This is a genomic window from Neorhizobium petrolearium (genome assembly GCF_017873175.1).
GTDB classification, from domain to species: Bacteria; Pseudomonadota; Alphaproteobacteria; order Rhizobiales; family Rhizobiaceae; genus Neorhizobium; species Neorhizobium petrolearium.
Map to the genome: position 1 here is coordinate 43,235 of NZ_JAGGJW010000014.1, position 25,519 is coordinate 68,753.

General features: G+C 60.4%; 29 protein-coding genes and 1 tRNA gene. 21 read left to right on the forward strand and 9 right to left on the reverse strand.

Going from position 1 to position 25,519, the window contains the following annotated elements:
- The first annotated feature begins 23 nt into the window (after window positions 1–23).
- Window positions 24–1,031, forward strand: a complete 1,008-nt coding sequence (locus tag J2046_RS24335) for a capsular polysaccharide export protein, LipB/KpsS family (protein WP_233470262.1) — start codon at window positions 24–26, stop codon at window positions 1,029–1,031.
- Here J2046_RS24335 and J2046_RS24340 read toward each other — a convergent pair.
- The gene (locus J2046_RS24340; RefSeq protein ID WP_210056307.1) at window positions 1,028–1,870 is read right to left on the reverse strand and encodes an aldo/keto reductase; all 843 of its coding nucleotides are present in this window, start codon (window positions 1,868–1,870) and stop codon (window positions 1,028–1,030) included. The two genes, J2046_RS24335 and J2046_RS24340, sit on opposite strands and share 4 nt — an antisense overlap.
- Before the next feature lie 171 nt (window positions 1,871–2,041).
- On the opposite strand from J2046_RS24340, the gene J2046_RS24345 reads away from it, so the two are divergent.
- From J2046_RS24345 to J2046_RS24360, 4 genes are read left to right on the forward strand one after another with little or no spacing between them, the layout of a single operon-like run.
- Window positions 2,042–2,635 carry a LysE family translocator gene (locus J2046_RS24345; protein ID WP_210056309.1) on the forward strand — a complete coding sequence of 198 codons (594 nt, stop codon included), beginning with the start codon at window positions 2,042–2,044 and terminating at the stop codon, window positions 2,633–2,635.
- Between the two features lie 11 nt (window positions 2,636–2,646).
- Complete coding sequence (gene nthA, locus J2046_RS24350) at window positions 2,647–3,270, forward strand: nitrile hydratase subunit alpha (protein ID WP_210056311.1); 624 nt, start codon at window positions 2,647–2,649, stop codon at window positions 3,268–3,270.
- Window positions 3,267–3,926: a nitrile hydratase subunit beta gene (gene nthB / locus J2046_RS24355; protein ID WP_210056313.1), complete on the forward strand. Its 660-nt coding sequence runs from the start codon at window positions 3,267–3,269 to the stop codon at window positions 3,924–3,926. Before nthA ends, nthB begins: the two co-directional genes overlap by 4 nt.
- Window positions 3,913–4,284, forward strand: a complete 372-nt coding sequence (locus J2046_RS24360; protein ID WP_210056314.1) for a nitrile hydratase accessory protein — start codon at window positions 3,913–3,915, stop codon at window positions 4,282–4,284. The genes nthB and J2046_RS24360 overlap by 14 nt, the downstream gene beginning before the upstream one ends.
- 11 nt (window positions 4,285–4,295) lie before the next feature.
- Here the strand turns inward: J2046_RS24360 and J2046_RS24365 are convergent, their stop codons facing one another.
- Genes J2046_RS24365 through J2046_RS24375 form a run of 3 tightly spaced genes read right to left on the reverse strand, consistent with a single transcriptional unit; the run spans window position 4,296 to window position 6,002 of the window.
- Window positions 4,296–5,081 (reverse strand): anti-sigma factor family protein, encoded by a 786-nt coding sequence (locus tag J2046_RS24365; protein WP_210056316.1) that lies wholly within the window; start codon window positions 5,079–5,081, stop codon window positions 4,296–4,298.
- Window positions 5,078–5,644 (reverse strand): RNA polymerase sigma factor, encoded by a 567-nt coding sequence (locus J2046_RS24370; RefSeq protein WP_210056318.1) that lies wholly within the window; start codon window positions 5,642–5,644, stop codon window positions 5,078–5,080. The genes J2046_RS24365 and J2046_RS24370 overlap by 4 nt, the downstream gene beginning before the upstream one ends.
- Window positions 5,628–6,002, reverse strand: coding sequence for a COG4315 family predicted lipoprotein (locus J2046_RS24375; protein WP_210056320.1), 375 nt, complete (start codon window positions 6,000–6,002; stop codon window positions 5,628–5,630). The genes J2046_RS24370 and J2046_RS24375 overlap by 17 nt, the downstream gene beginning before the upstream one ends.
- A gap of 149 nt (window positions 6,003–6,151) precedes the next feature.
- Between J2046_RS24375 and J2046_RS24380 the strand changes: the two genes are divergently transcribed.
- The 4 genes from J2046_RS24380 to J2046_RS24395 all read left to right on the forward strand — a co-directional run bounded on the left by J2046_RS24380 (window position 6,152) and on the right by J2046_RS24395 (window position 9,111).
- Window positions 6,152–6,514, forward strand: coding sequence for an ArsR/SmtB family transcription factor (locus J2046_RS24380; protein ID WP_210056322.1), 363 nt, complete (start codon window positions 6,152–6,154; stop codon window positions 6,512–6,514).
- Window positions 6,511–6,987 carry an SRPBCC family protein gene (locus J2046_RS24385; protein ID WP_210056324.1) on the forward strand — a complete coding sequence of 159 codons (477 nt, stop codon included), beginning with the start codon at window positions 6,511–6,513 and terminating at the stop codon, window positions 6,985–6,987. The genes J2046_RS24380 and J2046_RS24385 overlap by 4 nt, the downstream gene beginning before the upstream one ends.
- A 117-nt stretch (window positions 6,988–7,104) precedes the next feature.
- Complete coding sequence (locus J2046_RS24390) at window positions 7,105–8,232, forward strand: ATP-dependent DNA helicase (RefSeq protein ID WP_037147314.1); 1,128 nt, start codon at window positions 7,105–7,107, stop codon at window positions 8,230–8,232.
- A 126-nt stretch (window positions 8,233–8,358) separates the two neighbouring features.
- Window positions 8,359–9,111: a pyridoxine 5'-phosphate synthase gene (locus J2046_RS24395; protein ID WP_210056326.1), complete on the forward strand. Its 753-nt coding sequence runs from the start codon at window positions 8,359–8,361 to the stop codon at window positions 9,109–9,111.
- 56 nt (window positions 9,112–9,167) lie between these two features.
- On the opposite strand, the gene J2046_RS24400 is transcribed toward J2046_RS24395, so the two are convergent.
- The 3 genes from J2046_RS24400 to J2046_RS24410 form a co-directional block, all read right to left on the reverse strand.
- Window positions 9,168–10,115: a bifunctional helix-turn-helix transcriptional regulator/GNAT family N-acetyltransferase gene (locus J2046_RS24400; protein WP_210056328.1), complete on the reverse strand. Its 948-nt coding sequence runs from the start codon at window positions 10,113–10,115 to the stop codon at window positions 9,168–9,170.
- A gap of 57 nt (window positions 10,116–10,172) precedes the next feature.
- Window positions 10,173–10,889 carry an aspartate/glutamate racemase family protein gene (locus J2046_RS24405; RefSeq protein ID WP_210056330.1) on the reverse strand — a complete coding sequence of 239 codons (717 nt, stop codon included), beginning with the start codon at window positions 10,887–10,889 and terminating at the stop codon, window positions 10,173–10,175.
- Between the two features lie 85 nt (window positions 10,890–10,974).
- Entirely contained in the window at window positions 10,975–11,859 is an 885-nt protein-coding gene (locus J2046_RS24410) for an SDR family oxidoreductase (RefSeq protein ID WP_210056332.1), read from the reverse strand.
- Window positions 11,860–12,010: 151 nt separating this feature from the next.
- Here J2046_RS24410 and J2046_RS24415 point away from each other — a divergent pair, with 151 nt between their 5' ends.
- Window positions 12,011–12,421: a winged helix-turn-helix transcriptional regulator gene (locus J2046_RS24415; RefSeq protein WP_210056333.1), complete on the forward strand. Its 411-nt coding sequence runs from the start codon at window positions 12,011–12,013 to the stop codon at window positions 12,419–12,421.
- A 50-nt stretch (window positions 12,422–12,471) separates the two neighbouring features.
- Here the strand turns inward: J2046_RS24415 and J2046_RS24420 are convergent, their stop codons facing one another.
- On the reverse strand, window positions 12,472–13,518 hold the full coding sequence (locus J2046_RS24420) for an NAD(P)-dependent alcohol dehydrogenase (protein ID WP_210056334.1): 1,047 nt from the start codon (window positions 13,516–13,518) through the stop codon (window positions 12,472–12,474).
- Between the two features lie 209 nt (window positions 13,519–13,727).
- Between J2046_RS24420 and J2046_RS24425 the strand changes: the two genes are divergently transcribed.
- The 3 genes from J2046_RS24425 (at window position 13,728) to ilvC (ending at window position 16,466) form a co-directional block, all read left to right on the forward strand.
- Window positions 13,728–14,636 (forward strand): AraC family transcriptional regulator, encoded by a 909-nt coding sequence (locus tag J2046_RS24425; protein ID WP_210056335.1) that lies wholly within the window; start codon window positions 13,728–13,730, stop codon window positions 14,634–14,636.
- 132 nt (window positions 14,637–14,768) lie between these two features.
- On the forward strand, window positions 14,769–15,407 hold the full coding sequence (locus J2046_RS24430) for a TetR/AcrR family transcriptional regulator (protein WP_210056575.1): 639 nt from the start codon (window positions 14,769–14,771) through the stop codon (window positions 15,405–15,407).
- A gap of 39 nt (window positions 15,408–15,446) precedes the next feature.
- Window positions 15,447–16,466 carry a ketol-acid reductoisomerase gene (ilvC, locus tag J2046_RS24435; protein WP_037147297.1) on the forward strand — a complete coding sequence of 340 codons (1,020 nt, stop codon included), beginning with the start codon at window positions 15,447–15,449 and terminating at the stop codon, window positions 16,464–16,466.
- A gap of 55 nt (window positions 16,467–16,521) precedes the next feature.
- Here ilvC and J2046_RS24440 read toward each other — a convergent pair whose 3' ends face one another.
- Window positions 16,522–16,980, reverse strand: coding sequence for an RbsD/FucU family protein (locus J2046_RS24440; protein WP_210056336.1), 459 nt, complete (start codon window positions 16,978–16,980; stop codon window positions 16,522–16,524).
- A 200-nt stretch (window positions 16,981–17,180) separates the two neighbouring features.
- Between J2046_RS24440 and J2046_RS24445 the strand changes: the two genes are divergently transcribed.
- The 8 genes from J2046_RS24445 (at window position 17,181) to J2046_RS24480 (ending at window position 25,478) form a co-directional block, all read left to right on the forward strand.
- Entirely contained in the window at window positions 17,181–18,404 is a 1,224-nt protein-coding gene (locus J2046_RS24445; protein WP_210056337.1) for an aminotransferase-like domain-containing protein, read from the forward strand.
- Window positions 18,405–18,557: 153 nt separating this feature from the next.
- A complete protein-coding gene (locus tag J2046_RS24450) occupies window positions 18,558–19,541 on the forward strand; it encodes an ABC transporter substrate-binding protein (protein ID WP_210056338.1) in 984 nt (327 codons plus the stop codon).
- 12 nt (window positions 19,542–19,553) lie between these two features.
- Window positions 19,554–21,248, forward strand: coding sequence for an ABC transporter permease (locus J2046_RS24455; RefSeq protein ID WP_210056339.1), 1,695 nt, complete (start codon window positions 19,554–19,556; stop codon window positions 21,246–21,248).
- Window positions 21,236–22,276, forward strand: a complete 1,041-nt coding sequence (locus J2046_RS24460; protein ID WP_210056341.1) for an ABC transporter ATP-binding protein — start codon at window positions 21,236–21,238, stop codon at window positions 22,274–22,276. Before J2046_RS24455 ends, J2046_RS24460 begins: the two co-directional genes overlap by 13 nt.
- A 51-nt stretch (window positions 22,277–22,327) precedes the next feature.
- Window positions 22,328–23,437 carry an endonuclease/exonuclease/phosphatase family protein gene (locus tag J2046_RS24465; protein ID WP_210056343.1) on the forward strand — a complete coding sequence of 370 codons (1,110 nt, stop codon included), beginning with the start codon at window positions 22,328–22,330 and terminating at the stop codon, window positions 23,435–23,437.
- Window positions 23,434–24,186, forward strand: a complete 753-nt coding sequence (locus J2046_RS24470; RefSeq protein ID WP_210056345.1) for an NUDIX hydrolase — start codon at window positions 23,434–23,436, stop codon at window positions 24,184–24,186. The genes J2046_RS24465 and J2046_RS24470 overlap by 4 nt, the downstream gene beginning before the upstream one ends.
- 65 nt (window positions 24,187–24,251) lie before the next feature.
- Window positions 24,252–25,169 carry a PhzF family phenazine biosynthesis protein gene (locus J2046_RS24475; RefSeq protein ID WP_210056347.1) on the forward strand — a complete coding sequence of 306 codons (918 nt, stop codon included), beginning with the start codon at window positions 24,252–24,254 and terminating at the stop codon, window positions 25,167–25,169.
- Between the two features lie 233 nt (window positions 25,170–25,402).
- Window positions 25,403–25,478: transfer RNA gene (locus J2046_RS24480), tRNA-Lys, on the forward strand.
- The last annotated feature ends 41 nt before the right edge of the window (window positions 25,479–25,519 follow it).

Sequence of the window (25,519 nt, forward strand, 5' to 3'; positions counted from 1 at the left end):
TCGGTTGGCGAGGTAGGACAAGGTTGACGAAGGATTGGTATCCACCCGCCGGCATGCGCCTTGGCGCCACCCACTACGTGACGCGATCGGCACCCTGGTTGAAGCACTATTTCGGGATTCGCGAACTGGAGTCGGCATTTGCGCCGGGGGTTAGGGGGATCGTTTTCTGGGGCGGGCGATCTACCGCCAAGCTAGCCCGCAGGATCGCATGGTTTCGCCGGCTGCCTTATTGGTATCTTGAGGACGGTTACCTGCGTTCGGTCGGTCTCGGCAAGGGGAGCACCCTGCCGATTTCCGTTATCGTCGATGATCTCGGCATGCCGGTCGATGCTTCGAAGGCTTCCAGGCTGGAGAGATTGATCGCGAGTTCCGTGGATAGGGACATCGCGGGGCTTGGGGCGAATATCCGAGAGATGCTCGTCCGTGAAAAACTCTCGAAATACAACAACCTGCCGCATCGCGAACCGAAGCTCGCCCGCACAACACGGCGGCGGATTCTTCTTGTCGATCAGGTGCTGGGTGACGTTTCGGTACCAATGTCGGGTGGCTCGCCTGAAAGTTTCGCGCGCATGCTTGGGGATGCTGTCGCGAGCGGTGCGCAATGCGTGGTGCGCACACATCCGGATGTGATGGCCGGTTTCCGCAAAGGTTACCTCACCGAAAAGGCGGCAAGGACACCCGGCGTCATCCTGATGGACGATGCGGTTTCCGTCGCCTCGATTTTGGACGTCGTCGACGAGATCTGGACAGTGTCGAGCCAATTCGGTCTCGATGCAATGCTGCGCGGCATCCCCGTGCGTTGTTATGGAGCACCTTTCTATTCGGGCTGGGGACTGACCGAGGATCGGCTGGGCGGGACCTCGAATGAGGCTTTGCATAGAAGGCTGGCGCGGCCGAGCGTCGATCACCTCGTTGCGGCGACATTCAGCCTCTATCCTTCCTATCGCGACACGGTCACCTGGCAGGAAATCGATGTCTTCGGAGCGATCGAGACGCTTGTTGCCGAGCGCAGAAAACTCGAAATCGACTAGATCATCTCAAGCGGGCGTTTGCGTTCCGGAGGCGGGAAGGCGGCGTCGAGCGCGGCCCAATCCTCTTCGCTGATTTCCAGTTCCGCTGCTTCGGCGTTTTGCGCGACGCGTTCCGGATTGGCGGATTTCGGGATGGCGATGACGCCATCACGCTCCAAGAGAAAAGCGAGTGCTACTTGTGCGGGCGTCGCCTGATAGGCTTTGGCGATGTGGATAAGTTCACCGCTGCGGGCAAGCCGGCCCTGTTCGATCGGCGAATAGGCCATGACCGGGATACCGCGCTCCTGGCACCAGGGCAGGAGGTCATATTCGATGCCGCGGCGGGAAAGATTGTAGAGCACCTGGTTGGCGGCGCAATTTTTTCCTTCCGGCACCGCCATCAATTCCTCCATGTCGGAGAGGTCGAAATTGGACACGCCCCAGGCTGCGATCTTGCCGGTTCGACGTAATTCCTCGAAACCGGCGACGGTTTCGGCAAGCGGATGTTCGCCGCGCCAATGAAGAAGGTAGAGGTCGAGCCGATCGGTCTTCAGGCGCGCGAGGCTGCGGTCGCAGGCATCGATCACGCCCTTGTGGCTGGCATTCCACGGATAGACTTTGCTGACCAGGAAGGTCTCGTCGCGGCGGCCAATGATCGCTTCGGCGACGATTCTCTCAGCGCCGCCCTCGGCATACATTTCCGCAGTGTCGATCAAGGTCATGCCGAGATTGAGGCCGCGCTTCAGGCTGTCGATCTCAATGTTTGCCTTGCGGCTGTCCTCGCCCATGTTCCAGGTGCCGAGGCCGAGCGCCGGCACGGAAATGCCCGAGGGCAGGTTGACTGTCGGGATATCGGGCATGTTTGACCTCGATCGTCATATCGGAAAGGACATGTCCTAGACATATGGCTTTTGTCGAAGGTTCCAAGTTCCGCTTGAAGATCGTCCACAACGATCCTATCACCAAAGGACAGCCGCCCGCGACACGAGGCGGCTGATGTAACGGGGCCATTTGGCATCTTGGGAGATCACATGCCGCTGGAAACATTTCTGGCTCTCGTCCTGTTTGCCTTCACGACCTCGATCACGCCGGGACCGAACAATATGATGCTCTTCGCATCGGGCGTGAATTTCGGCTTCACCCGCACCATTCCGCATATGCTCGGTATCGGCGTCGGCTTCTTCTCGCTGCTGCTCGCGATCGGTCTCGGGCTCGGTGCGCTGCTGCAGACGGTTCCTGCGGTCTATACGATCCTGAAATTCGCCGGCGGCGCCTATCTTGTCTGGATCGCCTGGAAGATCGGTACGTCCCGCAGCCTTTCCGACGGCAGGACCGGTGCACAGCCGATGACCTTTTTCGGGGCTGCGATGTTCCAATGGGTCAACCCGAAGGCGTGGGTCATGGCGGTGACGGCCATGGCGACCTACACCAATCCCGACTACTACCTGCCGACCGTGCTGCTTGTCGGCCTGGCTTTTGCGGCAGTCAACGTACCCAGCGTTTCCACCTGGGCCGGCTTTGGTTCGGCACTCCGTGAATGGCTGTCCGTGCCCGCCCGGCTCAAATGGTTCAACATCACCATGGCCGTCTTGCTCGTCATGAGCCTCTGGCCGATGCTGAAGTGAAGGAGAGTGACATGTCGGAAGATCATCACCACGATCACCAGCATCACCATGACAACCGCTACAGCGACATGCAGGCGCGGGTGAGGGCGCTTGAAACGGTGCTGACGGAAAAGGGACTGATCGATCCAGGCGCGATCGATGCGATCGTGGAGACCTACGAGACGAAGATCGGGCCGCGCAACGGCGCCCACGTGGTGGCCAAGGCCTGGAGTGATCCGGATTTTGCCGAGTGGCTCAAGCGGGATGCGACGGCGGCGATCGCAAGCCTGGGATATGCCGGCCGGCAGGGTGAGCACATGCGCGCCGTCTTCAACACGCCGGACACTCATAATCTCGTCGTCTGCACGCTCTGCTCCTGTTATCCATGGTCGGTGCTCGGTCTGCCGCCGGTCTGGTACAAGGCGCCGGCCTATCGCTCGCGCGCCGTCATCGACCCCCGCGGCGTGCTTGCGGAATTCGGCCTGACATTGCCTGAGACCAGGAAAATCCGGGTATGGGATTCGACGGCGGAACTGCGCTATCTCGTCATTCCCGAGCGGCCGGAAGGTACTGACGGCATGAGCGAGGAGGCGCTTGCCAAACTCGTCAGCCGTGACTCGATGATCGGTACGGCGATTGCGGGAATGCAGCCATGAACGGGCCTCATGATCTCGGTGGACAGATGGGGTTCGGGCCGGTCGCGCCGGAAAAGGACGAGCCTTATTTTCACGCGGAGTGGGAGAAGCGGGCGCTCGGCATCACGCTGTCCTGCGGAGCCTTCGGCGCCTGGTCGATCGATGAAAGCCGGCATGCGCGCGAAAACATTCCGCCGGCGGACTATCTGACCGCCAGCTACTACGAAATCTGGACCCGGGCGCTGGAAGTGCTGCTGGAACGGCATGGATTTGCAACAAGAACCGAGATCGATTCCGGTCACAAGCAGACGGTGCCGGCCACACCGAAGCGTATCCTGGCCGCGGATATGGTTCCGGGCGTGCTCGCGCGGGGCGGTCCCTGCGACCGGCCGGTTGATACGGAGCCGCTTTTCCAGCCGGGCGACAGAGTACGGACAAGGAATTTCAACCCCACCACCCATACGCGGCTGCCGCGCTATGCCCGTTCCAAGACCGGTGTCGTGGAGGCCGTGCAGGGCTCCTACGTCTTTCCCGACGACAACGCGCATGGAAGGGGCGAGAACCCGCAATGGGTCTATACGGTCGTCTTCGACGGCGGCGAGATCTGGGGCGAGGGTGCCGATCCGACGCTGACCGTCTCAATCGACGCCTGGGAGAGCTATCTTGAGCGCGTGTGACGTTCCGTCCGCGCTCGCGCGGTCCCCTGGTCTTCCGAAGTCACCGGAAGGTGATCCGGTGTTTCCGGAGCCATGGGCGGCGGAGGCGTTCGCCTTGACCGTTCATCTGCACGAGAAAGGTGTCTTTACCTGGAACGAATGGGCGGAGGCGCTTTCCGTCGAAGTGCATAAGCCAGGTCGCGCCGAGGACGGCAGCGATTATTTCGACTGCTGGGTGGCGGCGCTTTCGGGCCTGCTGGTTGCGAAGGGCGTCGCGGACGCCGATACGATCCTCGCATTGCAGCAAAGCTGGCAGAGGGCGGCGGAGGCAACGCCGCATGGCCAGCGGATCCTTCTGGAGAATGACCCGCTGCGGTGAGGTTCTTCCTCTCATGACGGAAACTGCCTGTAACATTCTTCGGCGATTTTCTGTAGCAGGTCGCGGGAAATCTCGCCGGTGACCGCGTAGCCGAGTTCGCCATCGATCCAGTAGAAGGTCTCGACGTCGCTGGCGGAGGCAAAACGGAAGCTCGTCGTCCGGTTTTCCCTGTTGCGCCCGACCAGAACCGTTACGCGCTGGCCAGTGTTGTCTTCGTACATGAACAGGGCGCCCGGCTTGCCGCCGACCGGCAGAAGCCTGCCGCCGACCAGCTTGAAGCCCAGGGATTGCAGGTTCGGGACCTTGAGGTTGGCGATCGAGAGCCGCTTGCCGAGCCAGGTAGCGAGATGCGTCTCCTCGTTTGCAAAGACCTCGACGGGATGGCGCACCTCGCTTGCATAGATCAGGAAGGCGTTGCGGGCCTCTCGCGGCAGGATTTCCGTAGAGGCAAGCCGGATCTCGGGACGCTCGAATAGACGTGGACCATAGTGGCCGCCGACGGCACCGAGGGCGAAAATAATCGCCGCGGCGGCGGCCAAGGCAAATCGACGCTGGGGGGGCGCCGGCGGGCGGGCAAACCCCATCGACAGCAGCCTGATATCCGTAGGCTTCGATTTTTCGTGAGGCGCGAAAGCGGCACGCAGTTCCTCGTTCTGCGCCTGCCAGTCGGCGACCATTTCCGCCGCTTGCGAGTTTTCAGCCAGAAAGCGTTCTACGCGGGCGCGGGCGGCCTCATCGAGGAAGCCGTCGGCATAGGCGTGCAGGTCCGCTTCGGATACGGATCGGGCCTCGGTCATTTCGGTCTCCGCAATTGAATGATGTTTTCCTCCCGCATTTTCTCACGCAGGTTCTGGCGGGCCCGCGAAAGACGCGACATGACCGTGCCGATCGGTATCTCCAGCATGTCGGCGACTTCCTGGTAGGCATACCCCTCCACGACCACCAGCATCAGGACGGTGCGCGCCTCCTTCGGCAGCGTTTCAAGCGCCTGGATGAGGCGGTTCCTCTCCAGCGGATCATCTGAGCCTGAACTTGCTGCGACGATCTCCGCCTCCTCGATGCCGACAACGGGCCGTCGCGCGGTCGAGCGGCGCGCGTTCAGATGAAGATGGGTCATGATCCTGTAGGCCCAGGATTTGAAATTCGAGCCGCGCCATTGCGCCCGGTTGATGAGCGCTTTCTCGACGCAGTCCTGCAGCAGATCCTCGCTCTCCGCATCCGACCGCGTCAGGCTGCGTGAATAGCGCCGGAGCTGCGGCAGGAGAGCGAGGATCTGTGCCTCGAACGAGAGCTGCGCAGGAGCCTGTGCCTCGCGCGCCACTGTCGAGGAGGAACCGAATTGATCAGGGTTTTGCGACATCCCAAACGCCGTTCACGCCATCGCCGGTCGTGTCGCCTTCCTTGGTGTCCTTGACCCAGTAATAAAGCGGCATGCCGTCCTTGGCCCATTGCCTGGACCCGTCCTTGCGGGTAACGAGCGAATATGCCCCATCCGCTTTCGCATCGGAAGCGGCCATGACCGGCGGCCAGTTCTGAGCGCATTTGTCGTAGCAGTTGGACGTGCCGGGTTTGTCGTTTTTAAAGGTGTAGAGCGTCATGCCCTTGTCACCGGCAAGCACGTCGCCCTTGGCGGTCTTGACGGTTTTGAACGGGCCGGCAGCGAAAGCGGCCGTGGTCAGCGCTGCCAATGCGAAAGGCACAAGGATGAAGGTCTTCATGGGTGTCTCCCTGAGTTGAATGGCGGCTGCCATCGGCCACCGATGCCAAGACACCGGTGGAGGCAGATTTATTCCGTCGGCCGCAAAGATTTTCGGAAAAGTTCATACTTATCCCTTGAGCTAAGTGTCTTGAGATGATACTTATCCTTATGGAAAACTATTCAAATCAGTTGGACAATGTGTTCCAGGCGCTCGCGGATCCAACCCGGAGGGCCGTGCTCGGACAGCTCGGTCAGGGGCCGGCAAGTATCAGCGATCTTGCGGCGCCCTTCGACATGGCACTGCCCTCCTTCATGAAACACATCCGCTTCTTGGAGGAGAGCGGCCTCATCCGTACGCATAAAAAAGGCCGGGTGCGTACCTGTGTGCTGGAAAGGGCGAGGTTCTCGATGATGGAAGACTGGCTCGCCGAACAGCGTGCGATCTGGGAAGCCCGCACCGACCGGCTGGAGCAGCTTGTTCTGGCGAAGGAAGAATTCCTTCGGGCCAAAGAAGGGGAGAAGGGCAGATGACGCAGAATTTCAATGCGGATCTCGACCTCACCATCTCGCGGATCATCAGGGCTCCGCGTGCTTCCGTCTGGCATGCCTGGACCGACAAGGCTGCTTTCGAACAGTGGTGGATTCCGACGCCCGCGCTCTGCCGGGTGGTCGCCATGGATATCCGGCCGGGCGGTGCCTTCAAAACCCGGATGAGCGAGGACGGCGGGGATTTCGGCCCGCACTTGAACGCCTGTTTCCTGGCGGTCGAAGAGCAGGAGCGGATCGTCTTCACCAATGCGCTGACCGGCGGCTGGCGGCCGGCCGAACAGCCCTTCATGACGGCGATCATCACCTTCAAGGATCATCCCGAGGGTACGGACTACTTCGCGCATGTGATGCACAAGAGTCCTGATGACCGGAAGATGCACGACGAGATGGGGTTCTTCGACGGCTGGGGCACGGTCATCGAACAACTTGCGAAACTCGTTGAACGGCCGCAGTGAATGTACGCGTGACGCATCCGCGAAAAGCGGAGGAAAACAAGGTCATTCCGTGCCTCTGATTCCTCTTTCGTTCTTTTTTAGTTGCGATTTTTCGTCGAATCCTGCCAAGTCCCCGGCATGCAATTTGCACCGCAACAGGACGAGGCCCTCAAGGCCGTTTCACAATGGCTGAAAGAGGGACGCAGCCAGATCTTTCGGCTGTTCGGTTATGCGGGCACGGGCAAGACGACGCTGGCCAAATATTTCGCCGAGCATGTCGACGGCGATGTGCTTTTCGCAGCCTTCACGGGAAAGGCCGCGCAGGTGCTGCGCTCGCGTGGTGCACGTAACGCGAAGACCATCCATTCATTGATCTACCGTCCGCGGGGAGAAGAGGCGGTCGAAGATGAGGAGACCGGGAAGACCTCCATTTCCCCGATGTTTTCCATCAACCGCCAGAGCCCGGTCGCCAAGGCGGCGCTGATCATCATCGACGAATGCTCGATGGTCGATGAGGCGCTCGGCAAGGATCTGATGAGTTTCGGCACGCCCATTCTCGTGCTCGGTGATCCGGGCCAATTGCCGCCGGTGACGGGCGGCGGCTTCTTCACCGAACAGGAGCCGGATTATCTTCTCACGGAAATCCATCGCCAGGCCCGCGACAACCCGATCATCCAGCTCGCCATGGACGTGCGCGAGGGCAAGGAGATCATGTATGGGGACTACGGCACCGCGCAGGTGATTTCCCGCAACGAGGTGACCCAGCCGCTGGTGCTGGAGGCGGACCAGGTGCTGGTCGGCACAAACCGGACCCGCAAGCGCTACAACCAGCGGCTCCGGGAGCTGAAAGGGTTCACGGCCGAATATCCGCAATCCGGCGACAAGCTGGTGTGCCTTAGGAACGACCAGGTGAAGGGACTTCTCAACGGTTCGCTCTGGCAGGTGATGAGCTCGTCGCGCGAGACCGTGAAGCCGGGTATCAACCTGATGATCCGGCCGGAGGACGACGACATGGATCGGGGGGCGGCGAAGATCAAGCTCCTGAAGGCCGCTTTTGAGGACGGCGAGGGGGAAATCCCCTGGTCGACCCGCAAGCGTTATGACGAATTCGACTACGGTTACGCGCTGACCGTGCACAAGGCCCAGGGCTCGCAGTGGAACAATGTCGTGCTTTTCGACGAGAGCTTCGCCTTCCGCGACACGCGCGAGCGCTGGCTTTATACCGCGATCACCCGTGCGGCCGAAACGCTGACCATCGTCCGCTGACCGGCCGGCTTTCTCTCGTATCGACACTTGAAAAAATCTGTTGGATGCCATCGCTTGCAGCCGGTGGTTTTTCGGCGAGGCTTGGCCTAAAAGCAGAAAAAGCTTTCCGCGAAAATGGATGTTGCCATGCCTACCAAACTTTCCGTCAACCTCAACGCCGTCGCCATGCTTCGCAACCGCCGCGACCTGCCCTGGCCGAGCGTCGAGGGTCTTGGGCGCATTGCGCTTCAGGCGGGAGCAGCGGGCCTGACCGTGCATCCGCGTCCCGACCAACGTCATATCCGCTTCTCCGACCTGCCGGCCATCCGCGCACTGATCGATGACGAATTTCCCGATGCGGAGTTCAACATCGAGGGCTATCCCAGCGAGGATTTTCTGGCGCTTTGCGAAAGGACCGAACCCGAGCAGGTGACGCTGGTGCCGGACGATCCGGCCCAGGCGACCTCAGACCACGGCTTCGATTTCCGGGCGAGCGGCGAACTCCTGAAACCGATCGTGGCACGGCTCAAAAAGAAGGGCATGCGTGTGTCGCTGTTTGCCGATGGCGACGGCGATGTCGAGGCGGTAAAGCTCGCCCGCGCGACGGGCGCCGACCGCATCGAGCTTTACACCGGGCCTTACGGGGGGTGCTACGACAATCCCGAGCGGGCCGTGCAGATCCTTGATGAGCTTGGCCGGACGGCGGATGCGGCCTTGGCGGAAGGCCTCGGCGTCAACGCGGGACACGACCTGACGGTCGCCAACCTGCCGGCGCTCATCAAGCGCATCCCGAAACTCGCCGAGGTTTCGATCGGCCACGGCTTGACGGCGGATGCGCTGGAATACGGCATGGCGGAAACCGTGCGCCGCTTCCGCCGCGCCTGCGGCCAGGCGGTTTGACCAGTTTTCCTTACGCAATTCAGGATGGAAAGCCGCCACACATTTCGGGAATTGCTCTAAGCCGCTGAAAGCTTCGCCTCTCTGAGATTCAATTCCCAGGTCTGGCCCACGCATTCCGGGCCGAACATTGCATGTCTCTCCTCGGAGACAAGCCTGAAGCCTGCCGTCTTGTAGATATGGATCGCCGCCGTCAGAATGTCATTGGTCCAGAGCGACAGCTTTTTGTAGCCGGCTAAGGTCGAGAATTTGATGCATTGTTCGACCAGCGTCCTGCCAAGCCCGAGGCCACGCACTTCCGGATCGAGATAGAGAAGGCGAAGTTTGGCGACATCGCCGCCGCCATCGGCCACCAGCACGGAACCGACCCGTTTGCCGCCTCGTTCCGCGATCCAGCTCCGTTCGCGCTCGGGATTGAAATTGGCGATGAATTTGCCAGCGACCTCGGCGATCAGCGCCTCGAATTTTTCGTTCAGGCCGTATTCGCGGGCATAGGCGGTCGCCTGCGCCTCTATGAGCCAGCCCATGTCGCCGATCCGATAGGGGCGTATGATGACGGGCGGGGGGGGAAGGGCGCCGGAAGGATCGAGGATCGCCCGGATTGTCTGCATCGAGTCGACCAGCCTTGCCTGGCTCGCGTCGTCCACATTCTGGAGGTCATCGGCGATCTGACGACGGGAACGCTCCCCGAGCGTTTCATAGATTTCCCGTCCCATGTCGGTGATATTGAGGATCTGGCTGCGTTTGTCGGCCGGATCAGGTTCGCTGTCAATGAAACCCGCTTCACGGAACTTCTTGAGGATGCGGCTGAGATAGGCGGGGTCGAGACCGAGATCGCGATTGAGCTCGGTGGCCGAGACACGTTCTCTCGCGCCCATTTCATAGAGAATACGTCCCTCGACGAGGGTGTAGGGCGTTGCCAGGTAATCCTTGGCGAGGACACCGATCTTGTTCGTGTAGAAACGGTTGAAAGCGCGGATGGTATCGATGGTTTCGGGCAAGATCATGGGCAGAATCTCCTTTTGGAGACTCTGTCCAATATTTATTTGACTAAGTCAAGTAAATCAGGCGGCGACCCGATTGGTCTCGCCCTCGCCCAACGCGAAATCGACCGCAGCTTGGGCATGGATTGCGGTGGAATCGACGCAGGGGAGCGGCAGGTTTTCCGGATCGAGGAGAAGGCAGATTTCGGTGCAGCCGAGGATGATGCTGTCGGCGCCGGCCGCCTTGGCCTTTTCGATCATCGCCATCGCGCAATCGCGCGATCCGTCGAGTACCCTTCCGGCGCAAAGTTCGTTGAAGATGATGTTATGGATGGCGGTGCGGTCGTCCGGGTCCGGAACCATGACGTCGATGCCGAGCGCCGCCATACGATCGGTATAAAAGCCATGCTCCATCGTGTAACGGGTGGCAAGCAGGAGAGAGCGCTTGAGACCATTCGATTTCAGCGCTTTGGCGGTTTCATCGATGATATGGATGAGCGGAATATCGACCGAGGCTTGGACTTCGGAGGCGACGAGATGCATGGTGTTGGTACAGATCAGCACGCATTCGGCGCCGGCGGCTTCGAGGCTTGCGGCACTTCTGGCGAGATGCCCGGCCGCCAGATCCCAGCGGCCGGCTTTCTGCATCTCGACCACCTCGGCGAAATTGACCGAATGGAGAAGAAGATCGGCTGATGCGAGGCCGCCGAGGCGGTCGCGCACCATTTCGTTGATCAGCCGGTAATAGACGGCCGTACTTTCGAAACTCATCCCACCGATAAGGCCGATTTTCCGCATTATTTTCTCCAAAGTAAGAAAAAATTAGATTGATCATCTAATTACATCGGAGAATTTAGATTTGCAATCCAAGCCGGCAGTTGCCTCAGCCGGTCAGCGCCGCCTTTTGCGTTGTGAGATAGGCGGTAAGGTTCTGTGGCTTGCGACCGGTGAGTTTTTCAAAATCGTCTGTCACCAGGTCGAAATTGCCTGCGCGAATATTGGCGTCGGCCGAGACGAGCATTTGAACGGCGAAACCCGGCAGACCTGCACCGGTCAGCCCATGGGTGAGCTGTTCGTCGGTGACATGCGCGACTTCGAGTGGTTTCCCCGCCGCCATGGCGACGTGTGCGGCGATTTCCTCCGCAGTCAGCGATTCCGGTCCTGTCAGGGTAAAGATCCGGTTTCCGGCCGGTGGATTAGCAAGCACTGCAGCCGCGGCGCGTGCGCAATCGTCGCGCGTGATGTTGGAGACCTTGCCGGCATCCATAGCGGTGTACCATGTGCCGACCTGCAGGTTGTGCGGCATGCCCATCAGATAATTGTCGGCATACCAGGAATTGCGCAGGATCGTGTAGGGAACGCCGCTTGCCTTGATCGCCTCTTCCGTGCCGAGATGGTCGGGCGCGAAGCTGACGAGCGACTTGTCCGGGTTCGGCATGGATGTATAGACGATATGCCTGACGCCGGCCTTTACTGCGGCAGAGACGGCAACTTTGTGCTGGGCGATACGTTTGCCGGGTGTCGCGAGTTCATCTGTCGAGATGATCAGCACGCGATCGACATCGGCGAATGCCTTGACGAGACTTGCTTCGTCGTCGAAATCGGCCATGCGTGTCTCGAGGCCTTTGGCCGCCCAATCTGCGAGCTTTTTGGTATCTCGGCTTGCGGCGACGATATCGCCCGGCTCGACCCCGCTGGTTTCCATGAGGTGATGCAGGACTGCGCGGCCAAGTTTTCCAGCGGCGCCGGTGACGAGGAGTTTGGTCATCTCAGAATTTCCTTCCTGGTAACAAACCGACGCCTTCGGCGCGGTATCGAATGTTGGTCTCTAAAAGAGACTAGCACTAGAATAGGAATTGACTACGTCGTGTAAAGAAGGCAGTTTTCCGGGAGATCGTTACCTGGAAGGAACCACTCCCATGGTGCTCAAGTCAGCTCACAAACCCATCCTGGACGGCCAGGAATGTGATATGTCCGGCTGGGATGCCGGCAATTGCCCCGTACGCGATGTGATCGACCGCATCGCCGGCAAATGGTCGACGTTATTGCTGGAGGCTTTGGTGCACCGCCCCTATCGGTTCGGCGAACTGCGCCGGCTGGTGCCCGACATATCGCAGCGCATGCTGACCCAGACGCTGCGCGACCTGCAGCGCGATGGCTATGTCGACAGGCAAGTCTTTCCGACGAAGCCGCCGAGTGTGGAGTACAGGATGACCGATCTCGGCCGTTCCTTGTTTGAGCCGCTTTCCAAAGTGCTGCAATGGGCAGCGGAGAATCATCCCGCAGTGAAGGCGGCGCGGGCCAAATACGACGAGACCGAAATCTCTTGACGTGAAAAAGGCGGCACGAAAGCCGCCTCCTTTTGTTCAGATCGTTTCGATCAAGCCTTCAGCGAGGCGATGTCGATGACGAAGCGGTAGCGCACGTCGCTCTTCAGGACGCGCTCATAGGCTTCGTTGATCTCGCTGATATTGATCTTCTCGATCTCCGAGACGATGTTATGCTCGCCGCAGAAGTCCAGCATTTCCTGGGTTTCCTTGATCGAACCGATCATCGAGCCGGCAAGGCTCCTGCGGCCTGGAACCAATGAGAAGGCATGCACGGGGACGGCATGTTCCGGAACGCCGACCAGGACCATGGAGCCGTTGACCTTGAGCAGGTTGAGATAAGCGTTCCAATCGATCTCGGCGCTGACGGTGCAGATGATGAGGTCGAACGTGCCCGCGAGCGCCTTGAACGTCTCGGCATCGCTGGTCGCATAATAGTGGTCCGCGCCGAGCCTCAAGCCGTCTTCCTTTTTCGACAGCGACTGGCTGAGCACCGTCACGTCGGCGCCCATCGCATGAGCAAGCTTGACGCCCATGTGGCCGAGGCCACCCATACCCAAGATCGCAACCTTCTTGCCGGGGCCGGCGTTCCAGTGGCGCAGCGGCGAGTAGAGGGTAATGCCGGCGCAGAGCAGGGGGGCTGCAGCGTCGAGCGGCAGATTGTCCGGAATCGACAGGACGTAACCTTCCTTGACGACGATCGAATCGGAATAGCCGCCATAGGTCGGCGTTTTGCCGTCGGCTTCGAAGTCGTTGTAGGTCTGTACGAGGCCGGGCATGTATTGCTCGTTGTCGAGATCGCGGGCGGCGCAACCGACGCAGGAATCGACAAAACAACCGACGCCAACGTGGTCGCCGATCTTGAATTTCGTGACAGACGAACCGACGGCGGTCACCGTGCCGACGATCTCGTGGCCAGGCACCATGGGATAATGGGAATTGCCCCATTCGTTGCGGGCCTGGTGGATGTCGGAATGGCAGACGCCGCAATATTGGATCGAGATCACGACGTCGTCGGCGTTGGGTTCGCGGCGCTCGAAAGTAAAGGGCGTCAAAGGTTTCGACGCATCGGTCGCGGCATAGCCTCTTGCAATAGCCATGGAGAGTTCCATTCATTGATTGAGTTGGGAGGGGAATTGGACGAGGCGGACTATGCCTCGGCTGACCGCAACGGCGTTAGATCGATCCTGCAAGCTTCTTGCACGATCCTGCAAAAGTGAGCGGGGTGGCTATTTGCAGATGCGGAGAGGCATTCTAAATAGGGACAAACGCAGACAGCGTTTCCATCAGCCCAGGAGGGGTTTCCCGCATGACGCTGCCGTTCAACCCCTATCAGGAAATCGCCTCGATCTCAGACCGCTTCGCCTCGGGTGACGGCGAGTACCTGACGACCATCGAAGGCCTCGCGATCAGCCGCCGATCTACGCCGAGCGTGCCCTGCCACGGCAGCTACCGTCCCTGTTTCGCGATGGTCATTCAGGGCGCAAAGAGCGTGCAACTTGGGGCGGATACCATTAATTACGGTCCCGGTCACTATCTGTTGACATCGCTCGACCTGCCGGTCGTCTGGCGTGTGGTCGAGGCAAGCCCGGAGACTCCGCATTTCTGCCTGACGTTCGCCATCAACGGCGAACGACTGCTCGACCTAGTCAGCCGCGCGGGCATAAGACAGCCGAACGTGCCTGCGAGCGGGCAACGCGGCATCGTGGTGAACCATGCGACGCCGGAGCTTCTCGATGCCGCGGTGCGGCTCATGCGTTTGCTCGATAATCCAGGAGATATCGGGGCGATGGCGCCGTTGATCGAGCAGGAAATCCTCTATCGCATTCTCACCGGCCCGGCCGGCGGACAATTGATCAATATCGCTGTTGCAGACAATCACGGTAACAGGATAGCCCGCGCCATCGCATGGCTCCGGGAAAATTTCGCACGGCCATTGCGCATCGAAGATCTGGCCGAACACGTCAGCATGAGCGTGTCGTCCTTCCATCATCACTTCAAGACGATCACCGCCATGACCCCGGTGCAGTACCAGAAGCGCCTCCGGCTTCACGAGGCCCGCCGGCTGATGCTGGTCGAGGGGCTGGATGCCGGCAATGCCGGCCATCGCGTCGGCTACCTGAGCCCATCGCAGTTCAGCCGGGAATACAGCCGGCTCTACGGCGTGTCGCCGGCAAGGGATATGGACGCGGTGCGCGAGGCCGTTGCCGCGGAATAAGTTCCGGCCATTTTCGCCGACACATCCGGATCCCTCCCTCTTGACGGCCGGCTTTGCCTGCGCCATAAGCAGGTCAAGAACCGTACCGTACGGTACGCAAAGGATATCGCAGTGAAACCCGACGCCGCCGACATGCCCGAATTTACGCCGCGCCAGAACGCCGTTCTGGAACAGGCGCTTCGGCTGCTTGTGGAAGGCGGAGAGAAGGCGCTGACGACTTCGGGCCTTGCACGGGCGGCCAACTGCTCGAAGGAAAGCCTCTACAAGTGGTTCGGCGACCGCGAAGGCCTGCTGGCCGCGATGATCGCTTATCAGGCGAGCAAGGTACGCACGCATGAACGCCCCGGTGAACGGCTGACGGTGGATGTGCTGCGCGACCATCTAGAGCTTTTTGCCCGCGATCTGCTGGCAGTGCTTGCCGGCGACGTATCGCTTGCGCTCAACCGGCTTGCCATCGGCCAATCCAGCCGTGAAGGTTCCAAGCTCGGCAAGCTCTTGCTGGAGCATGGTCGTCGCCAGATCGACCGTCGTGCCATGGCTCTCATCGAACAGGGCAAGAGGGCAGGGCTTCTGCGTTTCGACAACGCGGATTCAGCCTACCACACGCTTTATGGCCTGATCGTCTCCGACCTGCATGTGCGCATGCTGCTCGGCGAACCCGGCCTCAAGGACAATGCGCGCCAGGCGGAGAGGGCGGTCGACGCCTTCCTGACGCTGCACGGCACGCAGAAGCAATCGGCGGATGCGCTCGGCGCTTTCGCGGGACGATGACGAACATCAACAAATCACACGCATAGGGAAGGAATAACGATGCGCGTTTATTACGATCGGGATGCCGATATCAACCTCATCAAGGCGAAGAACGTGGCCATCATCGGCTATGGCAGCCAGGGCCGCGCGCATGCGCTGAACCTCAAGGATTCCGGCGCCAAGAATGTCGCGATCGCCCTGAAATCCGGTTCGGCGACCGCCAAGAAGGCGGAAGCCGACGGCTTCAAGGTGATGACCGTCGCCGAAGCCGCCAAGTGGGCCGACCTGATGATGATGGCGACCCCGGACGAACTGCAGGCCGACATCTACAAGGCCGAGATCGCCCCGAACATCCGCGACGGTGCAGCGATCGCATTCGCCCACGGCCTCAATGTGCATTTCGGCCTGATCGAGCCGAAGGCCTCGGTCGACGTCGTGATGATCGCACCGAAGGGCCCGGGCCACACGGTTCGCGGCGAATACCAGAAGGGCGGCGGCGTGCCCTGCCTCGTCGCCGTTCACCAGAACGCTTCCGGCAATGCGCTCGAACTCGCTCTCTCCTATGCCTGCGGCGTCGGCGGCGGCCGTTCGGGCATTATCGAGACCAATTTCAAGGAAGAGTGCGAAACCGACCTGTTCGGCGAACAGGTCGTTCTCTGCGGCGGTCTGGTCGAGCTCATCCGTGCCGGTTTCGAGACGCTGGTGGAAGCCGGTTATGCGCCGGAAATGGCCTATTTCGAATGCCTACACGAAGTGAAGCTGATCGTCGACCTGATCTATGAAGGCGGCATCGCCAACATGAACTACTCGATCTCCAACACGGCCGAGTGGGGCGAATACGTCACCGGCCCGCGCATCATCACCGAAGAGACCAAGGCCGAGATGAAGCGCGTGCTGAAGGACATCCAGACCGGCAAGTTCACCTCCGAGTGGATGCAGGAATACCGTTCCGGCATGGCCCGCTTCAAAGGTATCCGCCGCATGAACGACAGCCACCAGATCGAGGAAGTCGGCGCCAAGCTGCGCGGCATGATGCCCTGGATCGGCAAGAACAAGCTGGTCGACAAGTCAGTGAACTAAACTTTGCGGTTTTGTACCGCGCCACGCACGAAAAGCCGTGCGTGGCGCTTTCCTTTTAGAGTTCGGCAGCGGGCGGAATAACGCCCTTGGTCAGCAGGAAACAGCCGTAGAAGCGGGTTTCGCCGGTGGCGATGACGCAATAGGCCTTCTTTGCCTGTTCATAGAAGGCGAAGCGTTCGATGCCGTACATGGGCTTCGATTTTCCCTCGACCGCATCGATCTCGGCCTGGACCTCCTGTTGCGGCGCCGGGATCTGATCCGGATCACCCATCACCTCCATACGACCGACGGATGGCTGCAGCGGCGTATCGAGCGGAAAAACCGAGAGGATCGCCCGCATCGCCCGGGCTGCCGGGATATTGTCCATGCGCAGGAGCTTGCCCAGCGTTGTCTGGCGGGCGATTGAATCGGCCGGGAAATTGGTGTCCACGAGCGCCAAAGTGTCAGCGTGACCCATAGAGCGCAGGGCGTGGAGCACATCGGCGTTCAACGCCGGGTCGATGTTTTTGAGCATGTCTTCCTCCTCTCGGCCACGGATATTCCCGCACGATCCCGATTACGGCAAACCTGTCTTTTCAACGCTCTTCTGGCAAGCGCTTCCGGGCGGTGCTAAACAGAAGAAAATAAGACAAAGATCGATAGGTCAGTATTGCTGACCTATCGATCTTTGTGTAAAGATCAGACATAGAAAGTTGAAATAAGAGGAAACATTCCGTGCTTGATTGGGAACATATCTTCGCGACGCGCTCCGGCCGCATGCGCGCCTCCGAAATCCGCGAACTCCTGAAACTCCTGGAGCGGCCGGACATCATCTCGTTCGCAGGCGGCATTCCCGATCCGGCGCTTTTCCCGGACGAGGCCTTCAGGCAAGCCTATGCGGATATCTTCTCCGGCGCGCAGGTGAATGCGGCGCTGCAATATTCGGTGAGCGAAGGCTACAAGCCGCTGCGCGAATGGATCCGCGGCGAAATGGCCCGGATCGGCGTCCAGTGCGAGGTCGAGAACGTCTTCATCACCTCCGGATCGCAGCAGGCGCTCGATTATCTCGGCAAGCTCTTCCTGTCGCCGAAGGACACCGCCCTCGTCACCTGGCCGACATATCTCGGGGCGCTGCAGGCCTTCAACGCCTATGAGCCGAACTATGACCAGCTCTCCTTCGGCAACCGCACGCCGGAAGCCTATCGCGAAACGGCGGCAAAGGCCGGCGGAGCTGTGAAATTCGCCTATCTTTCGGTCGACTTCGCCAATCCGACCGGCGAGACGGTTGACCGCACCGGTCGCGAAAAACTGCTTGAACTGGCGGATGAATTGGATGTCGCCGTCATCGAGGACGCTGCCTATCAGCATCTACGCTATGACGGAGACGCGATTCCACCGATCCTGGCACTCGACATTGCCCGCAAGGGCGGCATCGAGAACACTCGCACGATCTATTGCGGCAGTTTTTCCAAGACGCTGGCTCCGGGCTTGCGCGTCGGGTTCGTGGTCGCCGCGATGCCGGTCATCCGCAAGCTGGTCCTGATGAAGCAGGCTGCCGACCTGCATTCCTCGACGATCAATCAGATCGCCATCGAACACGTCGCTTCGCGCGGTTTCGATGAGCAAGTTGCCAAGATCAGGGCTGCCTATAGCAAGCGCCGCGATGCGATGCTCTCAGCGCTCGCCAAATACATGCCGAAGGGTACAAGCTGGACGAAGCCGGAAGGCGGCATGTTCGTCTGGGTGACGCTGCCTGCCGGCATGGATGGCGCCGACCTGCTCGCCCGGTCGATCGAGACAGAAAAAGTGGCCTTCGTGCCGGGGCAGGCGTTCTTTGCCGATCGCTCCGGCGCCAACACGCTGCGTCTCTCCTTCTCCTGCGCTGATGAGGCGATGATCAACGAGGGCATCCAGCGGCTCGGGCGTCTGATCACCAATGCAATCCCTGCAGCCGCCTGATCATCACCAGGTGTGATTTCGAAGCCCCTGTCGCCGGAAGGAGACGGGGGCTTTCTGCATTTCGGGAGGGGTATTCGTATGGGAGCTTCCATTGTCACATACGTGTCAGAAGACTGTGTTTAAGCGGATGATATGTTCTCGAAAGGACCTCCGATGAAGAACCTTCTTTCCGCATTCTCCGCGCTCGTGGCGTTCGGCATGATCGCCGGAGCGGCCGAAGCCGCCGACCTCGTGCTTTACACCAGCCAGCCGAATGCAGACGCGCAGGCCACCGTCGACGGTTTCAAGGCCGCCAATCCTGGTATCGAGGTCGAGTGGGTTCGCGACGGGACGCCGCAGATCATGGCGAAGCTGAATGCCGAGATCCAGGCCGGCAACCCGGTCGCCGATGTCCTGCTGATCGCCGACACGGTGACGCTGGAGCGCATGAAGCAGGCTGGCCAGCTTCTGGCCTATAAATCGCCGGAAGCCGCCAATTACGACAAGGCCCTCTACGATGCGGACGGCTATTATTATTCCACCAAGCTCATCACCACCGGTATCATGTACAATACCCAGGCGTCGATGAAGCCAGCAAGCTGGGCCGACCTTGCAAAGTCGGAGGCCAAGGGTCTTGTCACCATGCCAAGCCCGCTTGCCTCGGGTGCCGCGCTCATTCACGCCCAGACGCTGACCGCCGTTCCAGACCTCGGCTGGGACTATTACAAGCAGCTCAAGTACAATGGTGCGATCGCCGCAGGCGGCAATGGCGGGGTGCTGAAGTCGGTCGCATCGGGCGAGAAGGCCTATGGCGTCGTGGTTGATTACATGCCGATCCGTGAAAAAGCCAAGGGGGCGCCGGTGGAGTTCGTCTTCCCGAAGGAAGGCGTGTCTGCCGTGACTGAGCCCGCAGCGATCCTCGCTTCCACCAAGCATGCCGAAAACGCCAGGAAGTTCATCGATTACGTTCTGTCCGAGAAGGGGCAGGAGGGGTTCCTGAAGCTCGGCTATATCCCGGCTCGCAACGGCATGGCGGTTCCGGCCGGCTTTCCGGCTCGCGATACGATCAAGGTTCTGCCGATCAACGCCTCGGAAGCTCTCAAGAATTCCGAGAACGACGTCAAGACCTTCTCGGATATCTTCGGCACTAAAGGCTGATATAAACCCTTCATGACGCGACCTAAGAATCAGGGAAACAGCCAGCCGCGCTGGCTGTTTCCCTTTGTCGTAACAGTAATCTTTTGTCTGAGCGTGCTGCCGCTTGGGCGGCTTGCGGTGACCGGTATCGTGTCGGCCATGCAGGGCGGGGCGCATCAGCTTCTCTCCGATCCCGCTCTCTGGCAGGCGGTCTACGATACGTTGACGACATCCTTCTTCGGCATGATTGCGGCTGTCGTGCTCGGCGGCGGTTTCGCGCTTCTGCTGACGCTGTTCGATGTCCGCGGCAAGGCGGCGCTCGGCTTCCTTTTCATGCTGCCGACCATGATCCCGCCGCAGGTGACGGCGCTTTCCTGGATCGGCATGACTGGCCCTTCGAGCACGCTTCTGAAGGCGCTCGGACTGGCGCCGCCGCTCGGAAGCCCGCAGCCGCTCTATTCGATTGGCGGGATTGCTTTGCTCTACGGCGTGCAGAATGCGGCACTCGTCTATCTCTCGCTCCGGGCGGGGCTGCTGGCGTTGCCACGCGATGGGGTGGAGGCGGCCAGGCTCTCGGGCGCATCGTCCTGGCAGGTTCTGAAGGATGTGATCCTGCCGCTTTCCTTGCCCGGTTTTGCGGCCGGCGCGGCGATCGCCTTCGTCTCCTGCGTCGGCAATTTCGGTATTCCGGCAATTCTCGGCATCCCCGCCTCGATCTACACGCTGCCGACGCTGATCTATTCGAAGTTTTCGAGTTTCGGACCCGGCACATTCGCCGATGTCTCGCTGCTGTCGGCCATGATCGCCATTCTGTCGGTTGCAGGGCTTGCCGTGGAGGAACGGGTGCTGCGCGGCCGTGACTATCGTGTCATAGGCCTTTCCGGGCAGGTGGCGGTGTTTCGGCTGGGATCCTGGCGGTGGTTTGCGGAGATCGCGCTTTGGCTGACGATCCTGATCATTCTCGTGATGCCCCTGACGGCGCTGGTTGCGAGCTCGCTGGCGCCGGCCTACGGCGTGCCGCTGAGTTCTTCGACCGCGACCATCCAAGCCTATGAGGAAATCCTCTTTCGCCAGACGGTGACGCGCACGGCATTTACCAACTCCGTCACTTTGTCGCTCACGACGGCCTTCGGTCTCCTGGCAGCGACCGTGCTGACCGGTTATTTCCTGGTGCGCGGCAGGAGCCGGTTCGCACCGGTCATTGCGGCTCTTGCCGAGATTCCTTATGCCCTGCCGGGCATTGTGCTGGCAGTGGCTTTCATCCTCGTCTTCGCGGCACCCGTTCCGGTGATCGGAGTCTCGATCTACGGGACGATATGGATCATCCTGATCACTTATTTCTCAAGTTTCTTTGCCGTCAGCCTGAAGCCGGTGATGAGCGCCTTCCGGCAGCTCGATCCCTCGCTCGAAGAGGCGGCGCGGCTTTCGGGCGCTCGTTTCGGGCGGCGGCTTGCCGATATTCTCGTGCCGCTGGTCGCGCCAGCCGCCGGTGCCTCGGTGATTCTCGTCTTCCTGATCGCCTGCAACGAGCTGACCATATCGGCGCTGCTCTGGTCGGCCGGCACGCAGACCCTTGGTGTCGTCATCTACAATCTCGACGACAGCGGCAGTTTCAATCTCGCCTCGGCTCTCTCGGTCCTCGTTGTCTTCATGGTCGTGGTGATGATGCTGGTGCTGGAACTGATGGCGAAGCGATTGCCAAAAGGTGTGGTGCCATGGCGAAGCTGATCCTCAACAGCCTTTCCAAGTCCTTTGAAACGGGCGGCAGGCCCGCGGTGAACGGCTTGTCGCTCACCGTCAGGGAAGGCGGCTTTCTGGCGCTGCTCGGGCCTTCCGGCTGCGGCAAGACGACCGTGCTTCGCATGATCGCCGGTTTCGAGCAGCCGACGGAGGGTTCGATCCTGCTTGGGGAGCGGCTTCTTGCCGACGCGAGTGAGATGGTGCCGCCCGAACACCGCAACATGGCGATGGTCTTCCAGTCCTATGCGCTCTGGCCGCATATGAGCGTCGCGGAGAATGTCGGTTATCCGCTCAAGGTGCGCGGCATTTCCGGCGAGAAGAGACAGCGGAAGGTGAAGGATGCCCTTTCTGCCGTCCGGCTCGAGAGCTACGCCGATCGACAACCGGCCGACCTGTCCGGCGGCCAGCGCCAGCGCGTCGCACTCGCCCGCTGCCTCGTGACGGAACCCGATGTCGTGCTGCTCGACGAACCGCTTGCCAATCTTGACCGACATCTGCGGCAGGAAATGGAGGAGACCTTTCGCGAGTTTCATGCGCGATCGGGAGCGACGATGATCTACGTCACGCACGACCAGGCTGAAGCGATGGCGCTGGCGACGGACGTGGCGGTGATGTCGGAAGGCCGGCTCCTGCAAGTGGCGGCCCCCGAGGAGATCTATGCGAGCCCGGATGGCCGGCTGGTCGGTGGATTGATCGGGCAAGGCGCAATTCTCTCCCTCCCGTCTCCGGATGGTGACAGGCGGCTTCTCGACTGGCCGGCCATGCAGTCACTGTTGTCAACGCGGGAGATTGGGCAGGGGAATGATCCGGTTGCGGATATCCTTGTCCGCCCGCAGGATGTGGAGATCGCGGCGGAAGGGGTGGCGGTCAGCGTTCTTTCGGTTCTCTTCGAAGGTGAGCGTTATGCGCTGCGTCTTGCCCTTGCTGATGGCCAGACCCTGCGTGCCTTCAGCCGTCGATCGGTCAAGGTTGGCGATACCCTGACGGTTATCATCCGCTCGGCCTGGAGGTTGTAGCCACGCGGCGTTCTGGTGGTTATGGTGCTGACGAGAATAGGGAATCTCAGCATGTCGCTTCGCCTCGGCACGTTCAACATCGAAAACCTGATGACGCGATTCGATTTTTCCGGCTGGCGTAATCAGCTTCGGCAGGATCGCGTGCTGAGACTCTATGACGTGCAGGACAAGGCGGTCTATCAGCAGTTGGAACAGGCCCGCCTGATCGCCGAAACCGACGATACGCGGCAGCTTTCCGCACTGGCGATCGCGCAAGCGGATGCCGACATTCTCTGCCTGCAGGAAGTCGACAACATGCCGGCCCTGCAGGCCTTCGAATATGGCTATCTCTACCGCATGGTCGGAAACGGTTACCGCCAGAAATACCTCGTCGAGGGAAATGATTCGCGCGGTATCGACGTTGCCGTGCTGATGCGCGAAGAGACCCGTACCGGCGAGCAGATCGAGGTAATCGATGTCCGCAGCCACGCCATGCTGACCTATCAGGACCTCGGCCTGTTCAACGCGGAACTGGCACTGACCAGTAAGTCGCATGACAAGGTGTTCAAGCGGGATTGCCTCGAAGTTGAACTAAAGGTCGGCGGAAAGCCACTGTCGCTCTACGTGGTCCACTTCAAGTCGATGAGCAATTCGCGTGAGGGTACGGACGGTCGGACCGGCACAATGGCGATCCGCACGGCCGAAGCGCGGGCTGTGCGCCATATCATCGAGCGCCGCTTCGGCGCGGGGCAGACCGAAATCAGGAATTTCGCCATCTGCGGCGACATGAACGATTATCAGGAAAAGGTGCAGGTGATCGGCACACGGCGCGAGGGTTACCGGTTCGAGCCAAGGCGGGAGGAAAAGAGCGCGCTTGACGTCTTCAGTGGTGACGGCTTCGCGGTGAACCCGATGCAGCGTCGTGACGTGATGGACCGCTGGACGCTTTACCACGCTCGCGGGCCTGAAGAGCAGCATCTCTGCCAGCTCGACTATATCTGGCTTTCTCCCGCGCTTGCCGAGCACAATCCGGACAGCGTTCCCGAGATCATCCGCGGCGGGCAGCCCTATCGCACCGTCTTTCCTCCGGGGCAAGACATCCAGCGATTTCCGCGTACCGGATGGGACCGTCCCAAGGCGTCGGATCACTGCCCCGTTGTCATGACGCTGGAGATCCAATGACCATCGAACTTTACGAGGATTTTTTCGGCTGGCCGCCGGAAAAGACCGTTTTCCAAGTCGATCGGGTGAGGATGCGCATCGTGACGGGGGCCCACCCACTCTACCTCGCGGAACAGGAGGCGATTGCCGAGAATTGGAAACAGGAGGTGGCCGCCAATCCCGCCCTGTTCGATGGCCGGATGATCCTTCAGAGGCGGATCGGCCTGGCACGGCGCGCGCTTGTCAGCGAAGGCTATCTCGTGCCCTTTTCCGCCTTCCTATGGTGGCGTAGGCAGCCGGAGCGGCACGGGGCCTTGCATATTCACGCGTATCCGGTTCTGGAAACCTCAGACGGTGCTCTGGTGGCCATCCGGATGGGCGCGCACACGGCGAATGCGGGCCTGGTTTATTTCGCCTGCGGCTCATTTGAGCCCGGTGACGTCGTTGACGGTCATTGCGACCCGGAGCTCAACATGCGGCGCGAGGTGCTGGAAGAGACGGGGATCGAACTGCATGATGCAATTGTAAGTGACGGATACTACATCGCTCATTTCCGGCGGACTGTGACCCTGTTTCGGCTCTTCCGATTCGATCAGACCGCGGACCAGATGATCGCTCGGATCGAGCGGCATATGCAGGTTGCCGAAGACAAGGAAATCGCGGGCGCGGTGGCGATCCGTTCGGCCGATCCTTCAGCCCATCCTTACCATGTCGGCATGTTGCCGGTTCTGAACTGGTATTTCGGCCAAGGGCAAGTCGTCGCCGAATAGGGTTGCACTGAATGGGCTGCTCGGGCAGTTTGGCACCATCGAAAATTGCAGGGAGGGAACTGCTGTTGGCCCGTCGCTACAGCATTTATGACGTCTTCACCAACAGGAAGCTTTCCGGCAATCCTTTGGCGGTCGTCTTTGACGCAGACGGTCTTGCCGACGATGCCATGCAGGCAATTGCGAGGGAAATGAATCTCTCGGAAACGGTTTTCGTGAAGTCTTCCTCCAATCCCGCCTATGCCGCGCGGCTGCGGATCTTTACACCCGGGAGGGAACTTCCCTTTGCCGGACATCCGACGGTTGGGACGGCTATAGCGCTTGCCGAACGTGATCACGGCATCCGTGGAGCGGACATGGATCTCGTCTGCGTGCTGGAGGAAAATGTCGGACCGGTGCGCTGCGCCGTGCGGCTTCGGGCCGGTGAGGCCGGATTTGCGGAATTCGACCTGCCGAGGAAGCCTCAACGGATCGACCTGCTGCTCGACCATCAGGGGCTTGCCGATGCGCTCAGCGTCAAATCGACGGATATGGGGTTCGAGAATCACGTGGCTTCGATCTGGAGTGCCGGCGTGCCTTTCCTGATGATTCCGCTGCACAACCTTGCCATTGTGCAGAACCTGGAATTTGATCCGCTCCTTTGGGAAAGGGCTGCTCCCTTCGTCGAAGGGGCGCTTGCTTCCGCTTATGTCTATTGTCGTGGCGGCGTCCACCATCAGGCGAAATTCCACGCGCGCATGTTCTCGCCGGACATGGGGATTTCAGAGGACCCGGCGACGGGTGCCGCGGTCGCAGCGCTTTCTGGGGCGATCCGTCATTTCGATGCACTGCCGGACGGGCATCATCCTCTCCTCGTGGAGCAGGGCGTCGAAATGGGCAGGCCGTCTTTCATCTACCTGCATATCGACGTGAAGGAGGCCGAGATTGCCAAGGCACGGATCGGCGGGCAAGCCGTCAGGCTTGCGGAAGGTATGCTTGACCTTTGAATTTCCGGCATGCGTCGAAGATTGCGATATTGTGACGCGGTAAATTGTTGAAACTTCTGCTCTTTGCACATCTGGTGCGAATCCTGCCAGTTCCATATCTGCTGGAGTTCAATCCGGTTGGATTTTTTGACCGAAGAGGCGAATAATTTTTGCAGAGCCGCTGGACAAGGCCAGCGTTCCCCTTTATACGCCCCCTCACACCGCTGGCGAGGACGCCTCGCGCAGACGGTCTTGGGTGATTAGCTCAGTTGGTAGAGCAGCTGACTCTTAATCAGCGGGTCGTAGGTTCGAGCCCTACATCACCCACCATATTCTTCCATGACGAAAGAAATTCCCGGGCAGGGGTGAGC

Excerpts from the sequence above, each read along its gene's own strand:
- J2046_RS24340 (WP_210056307.1), bottom strand. The coding sequence starts at position 1,870 with ATGCCCGATATCCCGACAGTCAACCTGCCCTCGGGCATTTCCGTGCCG.
- J2046_RS24345 (WP_210056309.1), top strand. The coding sequence starts at position 2,042 with ATGCCGCTGGAAACATTTCTGGCTCTCGTCCTGTTTGCCTTCACGACC.
- nthA (WP_210056311.1), top strand. The coding sequence starts at position 2,647 with ATGTCGGAAGATCATCACCACGATCACCAGCATCACCATGACAACCGC.
- nthB (WP_210056313.1), top strand. The coding sequence starts at position 3,267 with ATGAACGGGCCTCATGATCTCGGTGGACAGATGGGGTTCGGGCCGGTC.
- J2046_RS24365 (WP_210056316.1), bottom strand. The coding sequence starts at position 5,081 with ATGACCGAGGCCCGATCCGTATCCGAAGCGGACCTGCACGCCTATGCC.
- J2046_RS24370 (WP_210056318.1), bottom strand. The coding sequence starts at position 5,644 with ATGTCGCAAAACCCTGATCAATTCGGTTCCTCCTCGACAGTGGCGCGC.
- J2046_RS24375 (WP_210056320.1), bottom strand. The coding sequence starts at position 6,002 with ATGAAGACCTTCATCCTTGTGCCTTTCGCATTGGCAGCGCTGACCACG.
- J2046_RS24380 (WP_210056322.1), top strand. The coding sequence starts at position 6,152 with ATGGAAAACTATTCAAATCAGTTGGACAATGTGTTCCAGGCGCTCGCG.
- J2046_RS24385 (WP_210056324.1), top strand. The coding sequence starts at position 6,511 with ATGACGCAGAATTTCAATGCGGATCTCGACCTCACCATCTCGCGGATC.
- J2046_RS24390 (WP_037147314.1), top strand. The coding sequence starts at position 7,105 with ATGCAATTTGCACCGCAACAGGACGAGGCCCTCAAGGCCGTTTCACAA.
- J2046_RS24395 (WP_210056326.1), top strand. The coding sequence starts at position 8,359 with ATGCCTACCAAACTTTCCGTCAACCTCAACGCCGTCGCCATGCTTCGC.
- J2046_RS24400 (WP_210056328.1), bottom strand. The coding sequence starts at position 10,115 with ATGATCTTGCCCGAAACCATCGATACCATCCGCGCTTTCAACCGTTTC.
- J2046_RS24405 (WP_210056330.1), bottom strand. The coding sequence starts at position 10,889 with ATGCGGAAAATCGGCCTTATCGGTGGGATGAGTTTCGAAAGTACGGCC.
- J2046_RS24410 (WP_210056332.1), bottom strand. The coding sequence starts at position 11,859 with ATGACCAAACTCCTCGTCACCGGCGCCGCTGGAAAACTTGGCCGCGCA.
- J2046_RS24415 (WP_210056333.1), top strand. The coding sequence starts at position 12,011 with ATGGTGCTCAAGTCAGCTCACAAACCCATCCTGGACGGCCAGGAATGT.
- J2046_RS24420 (WP_210056334.1), bottom strand. The coding sequence starts at position 13,518 with ATGGCTATTGCAAGAGGCTATGCCGCGACCGATGCGTCGAAACCTTTG.
- J2046_RS24425 (WP_210056335.1), top strand. The coding sequence starts at position 13,728 with ATGACGCTGCCGTTCAACCCCTATCAGGAAATCGCCTCGATCTCAGAC.
- J2046_RS24430 (WP_210056575.1), top strand. The coding sequence starts at position 14,769 with ATGCCCGAATTTACGCCGCGCCAGAACGCCGTTCTGGAACAGGCGCTT.
- ilvC (WP_037147297.1), top strand. The coding sequence starts at position 15,447 with ATGCGCGTTTATTACGATCGGGATGCCGATATCAACCTCATCAAGGCG.
- J2046_RS24440 (WP_210056336.1), bottom strand. The coding sequence starts at position 16,980 with ATGCTCAAAAACATCGACCCGGCGTTGAACGCCGATGTGCTCCACGCC.
- J2046_RS24450 (WP_210056338.1), top strand. The coding sequence starts at position 18,558 with ATGAAGAACCTTCTTTCCGCATTCTCCGCGCTCGTGGCGTTCGGCATG.
- J2046_RS24455 (WP_210056339.1), top strand. The coding sequence starts at position 19,554 with ATGACGCGACCTAAGAATCAGGGAAACAGCCAGCCGCGCTGGCTGTTT.
- J2046_RS24460 (WP_210056341.1), top strand. The coding sequence starts at position 21,236 with ATGGCGAAGCTGATCCTCAACAGCCTTTCCAAGTCCTTTGAAACGGGC.
- J2046_RS24465 (WP_210056343.1), top strand. The coding sequence starts at position 22,328 with ATGTCGCTTCGCCTCGGCACGTTCAACATCGAAAACCTGATGACGCGA.
- J2046_RS24470 (WP_210056345.1), top strand. The coding sequence starts at position 23,434 with ATGACCATCGAACTTTACGAGGATTTTTTCGGCTGGCCGCCGGAAAAG.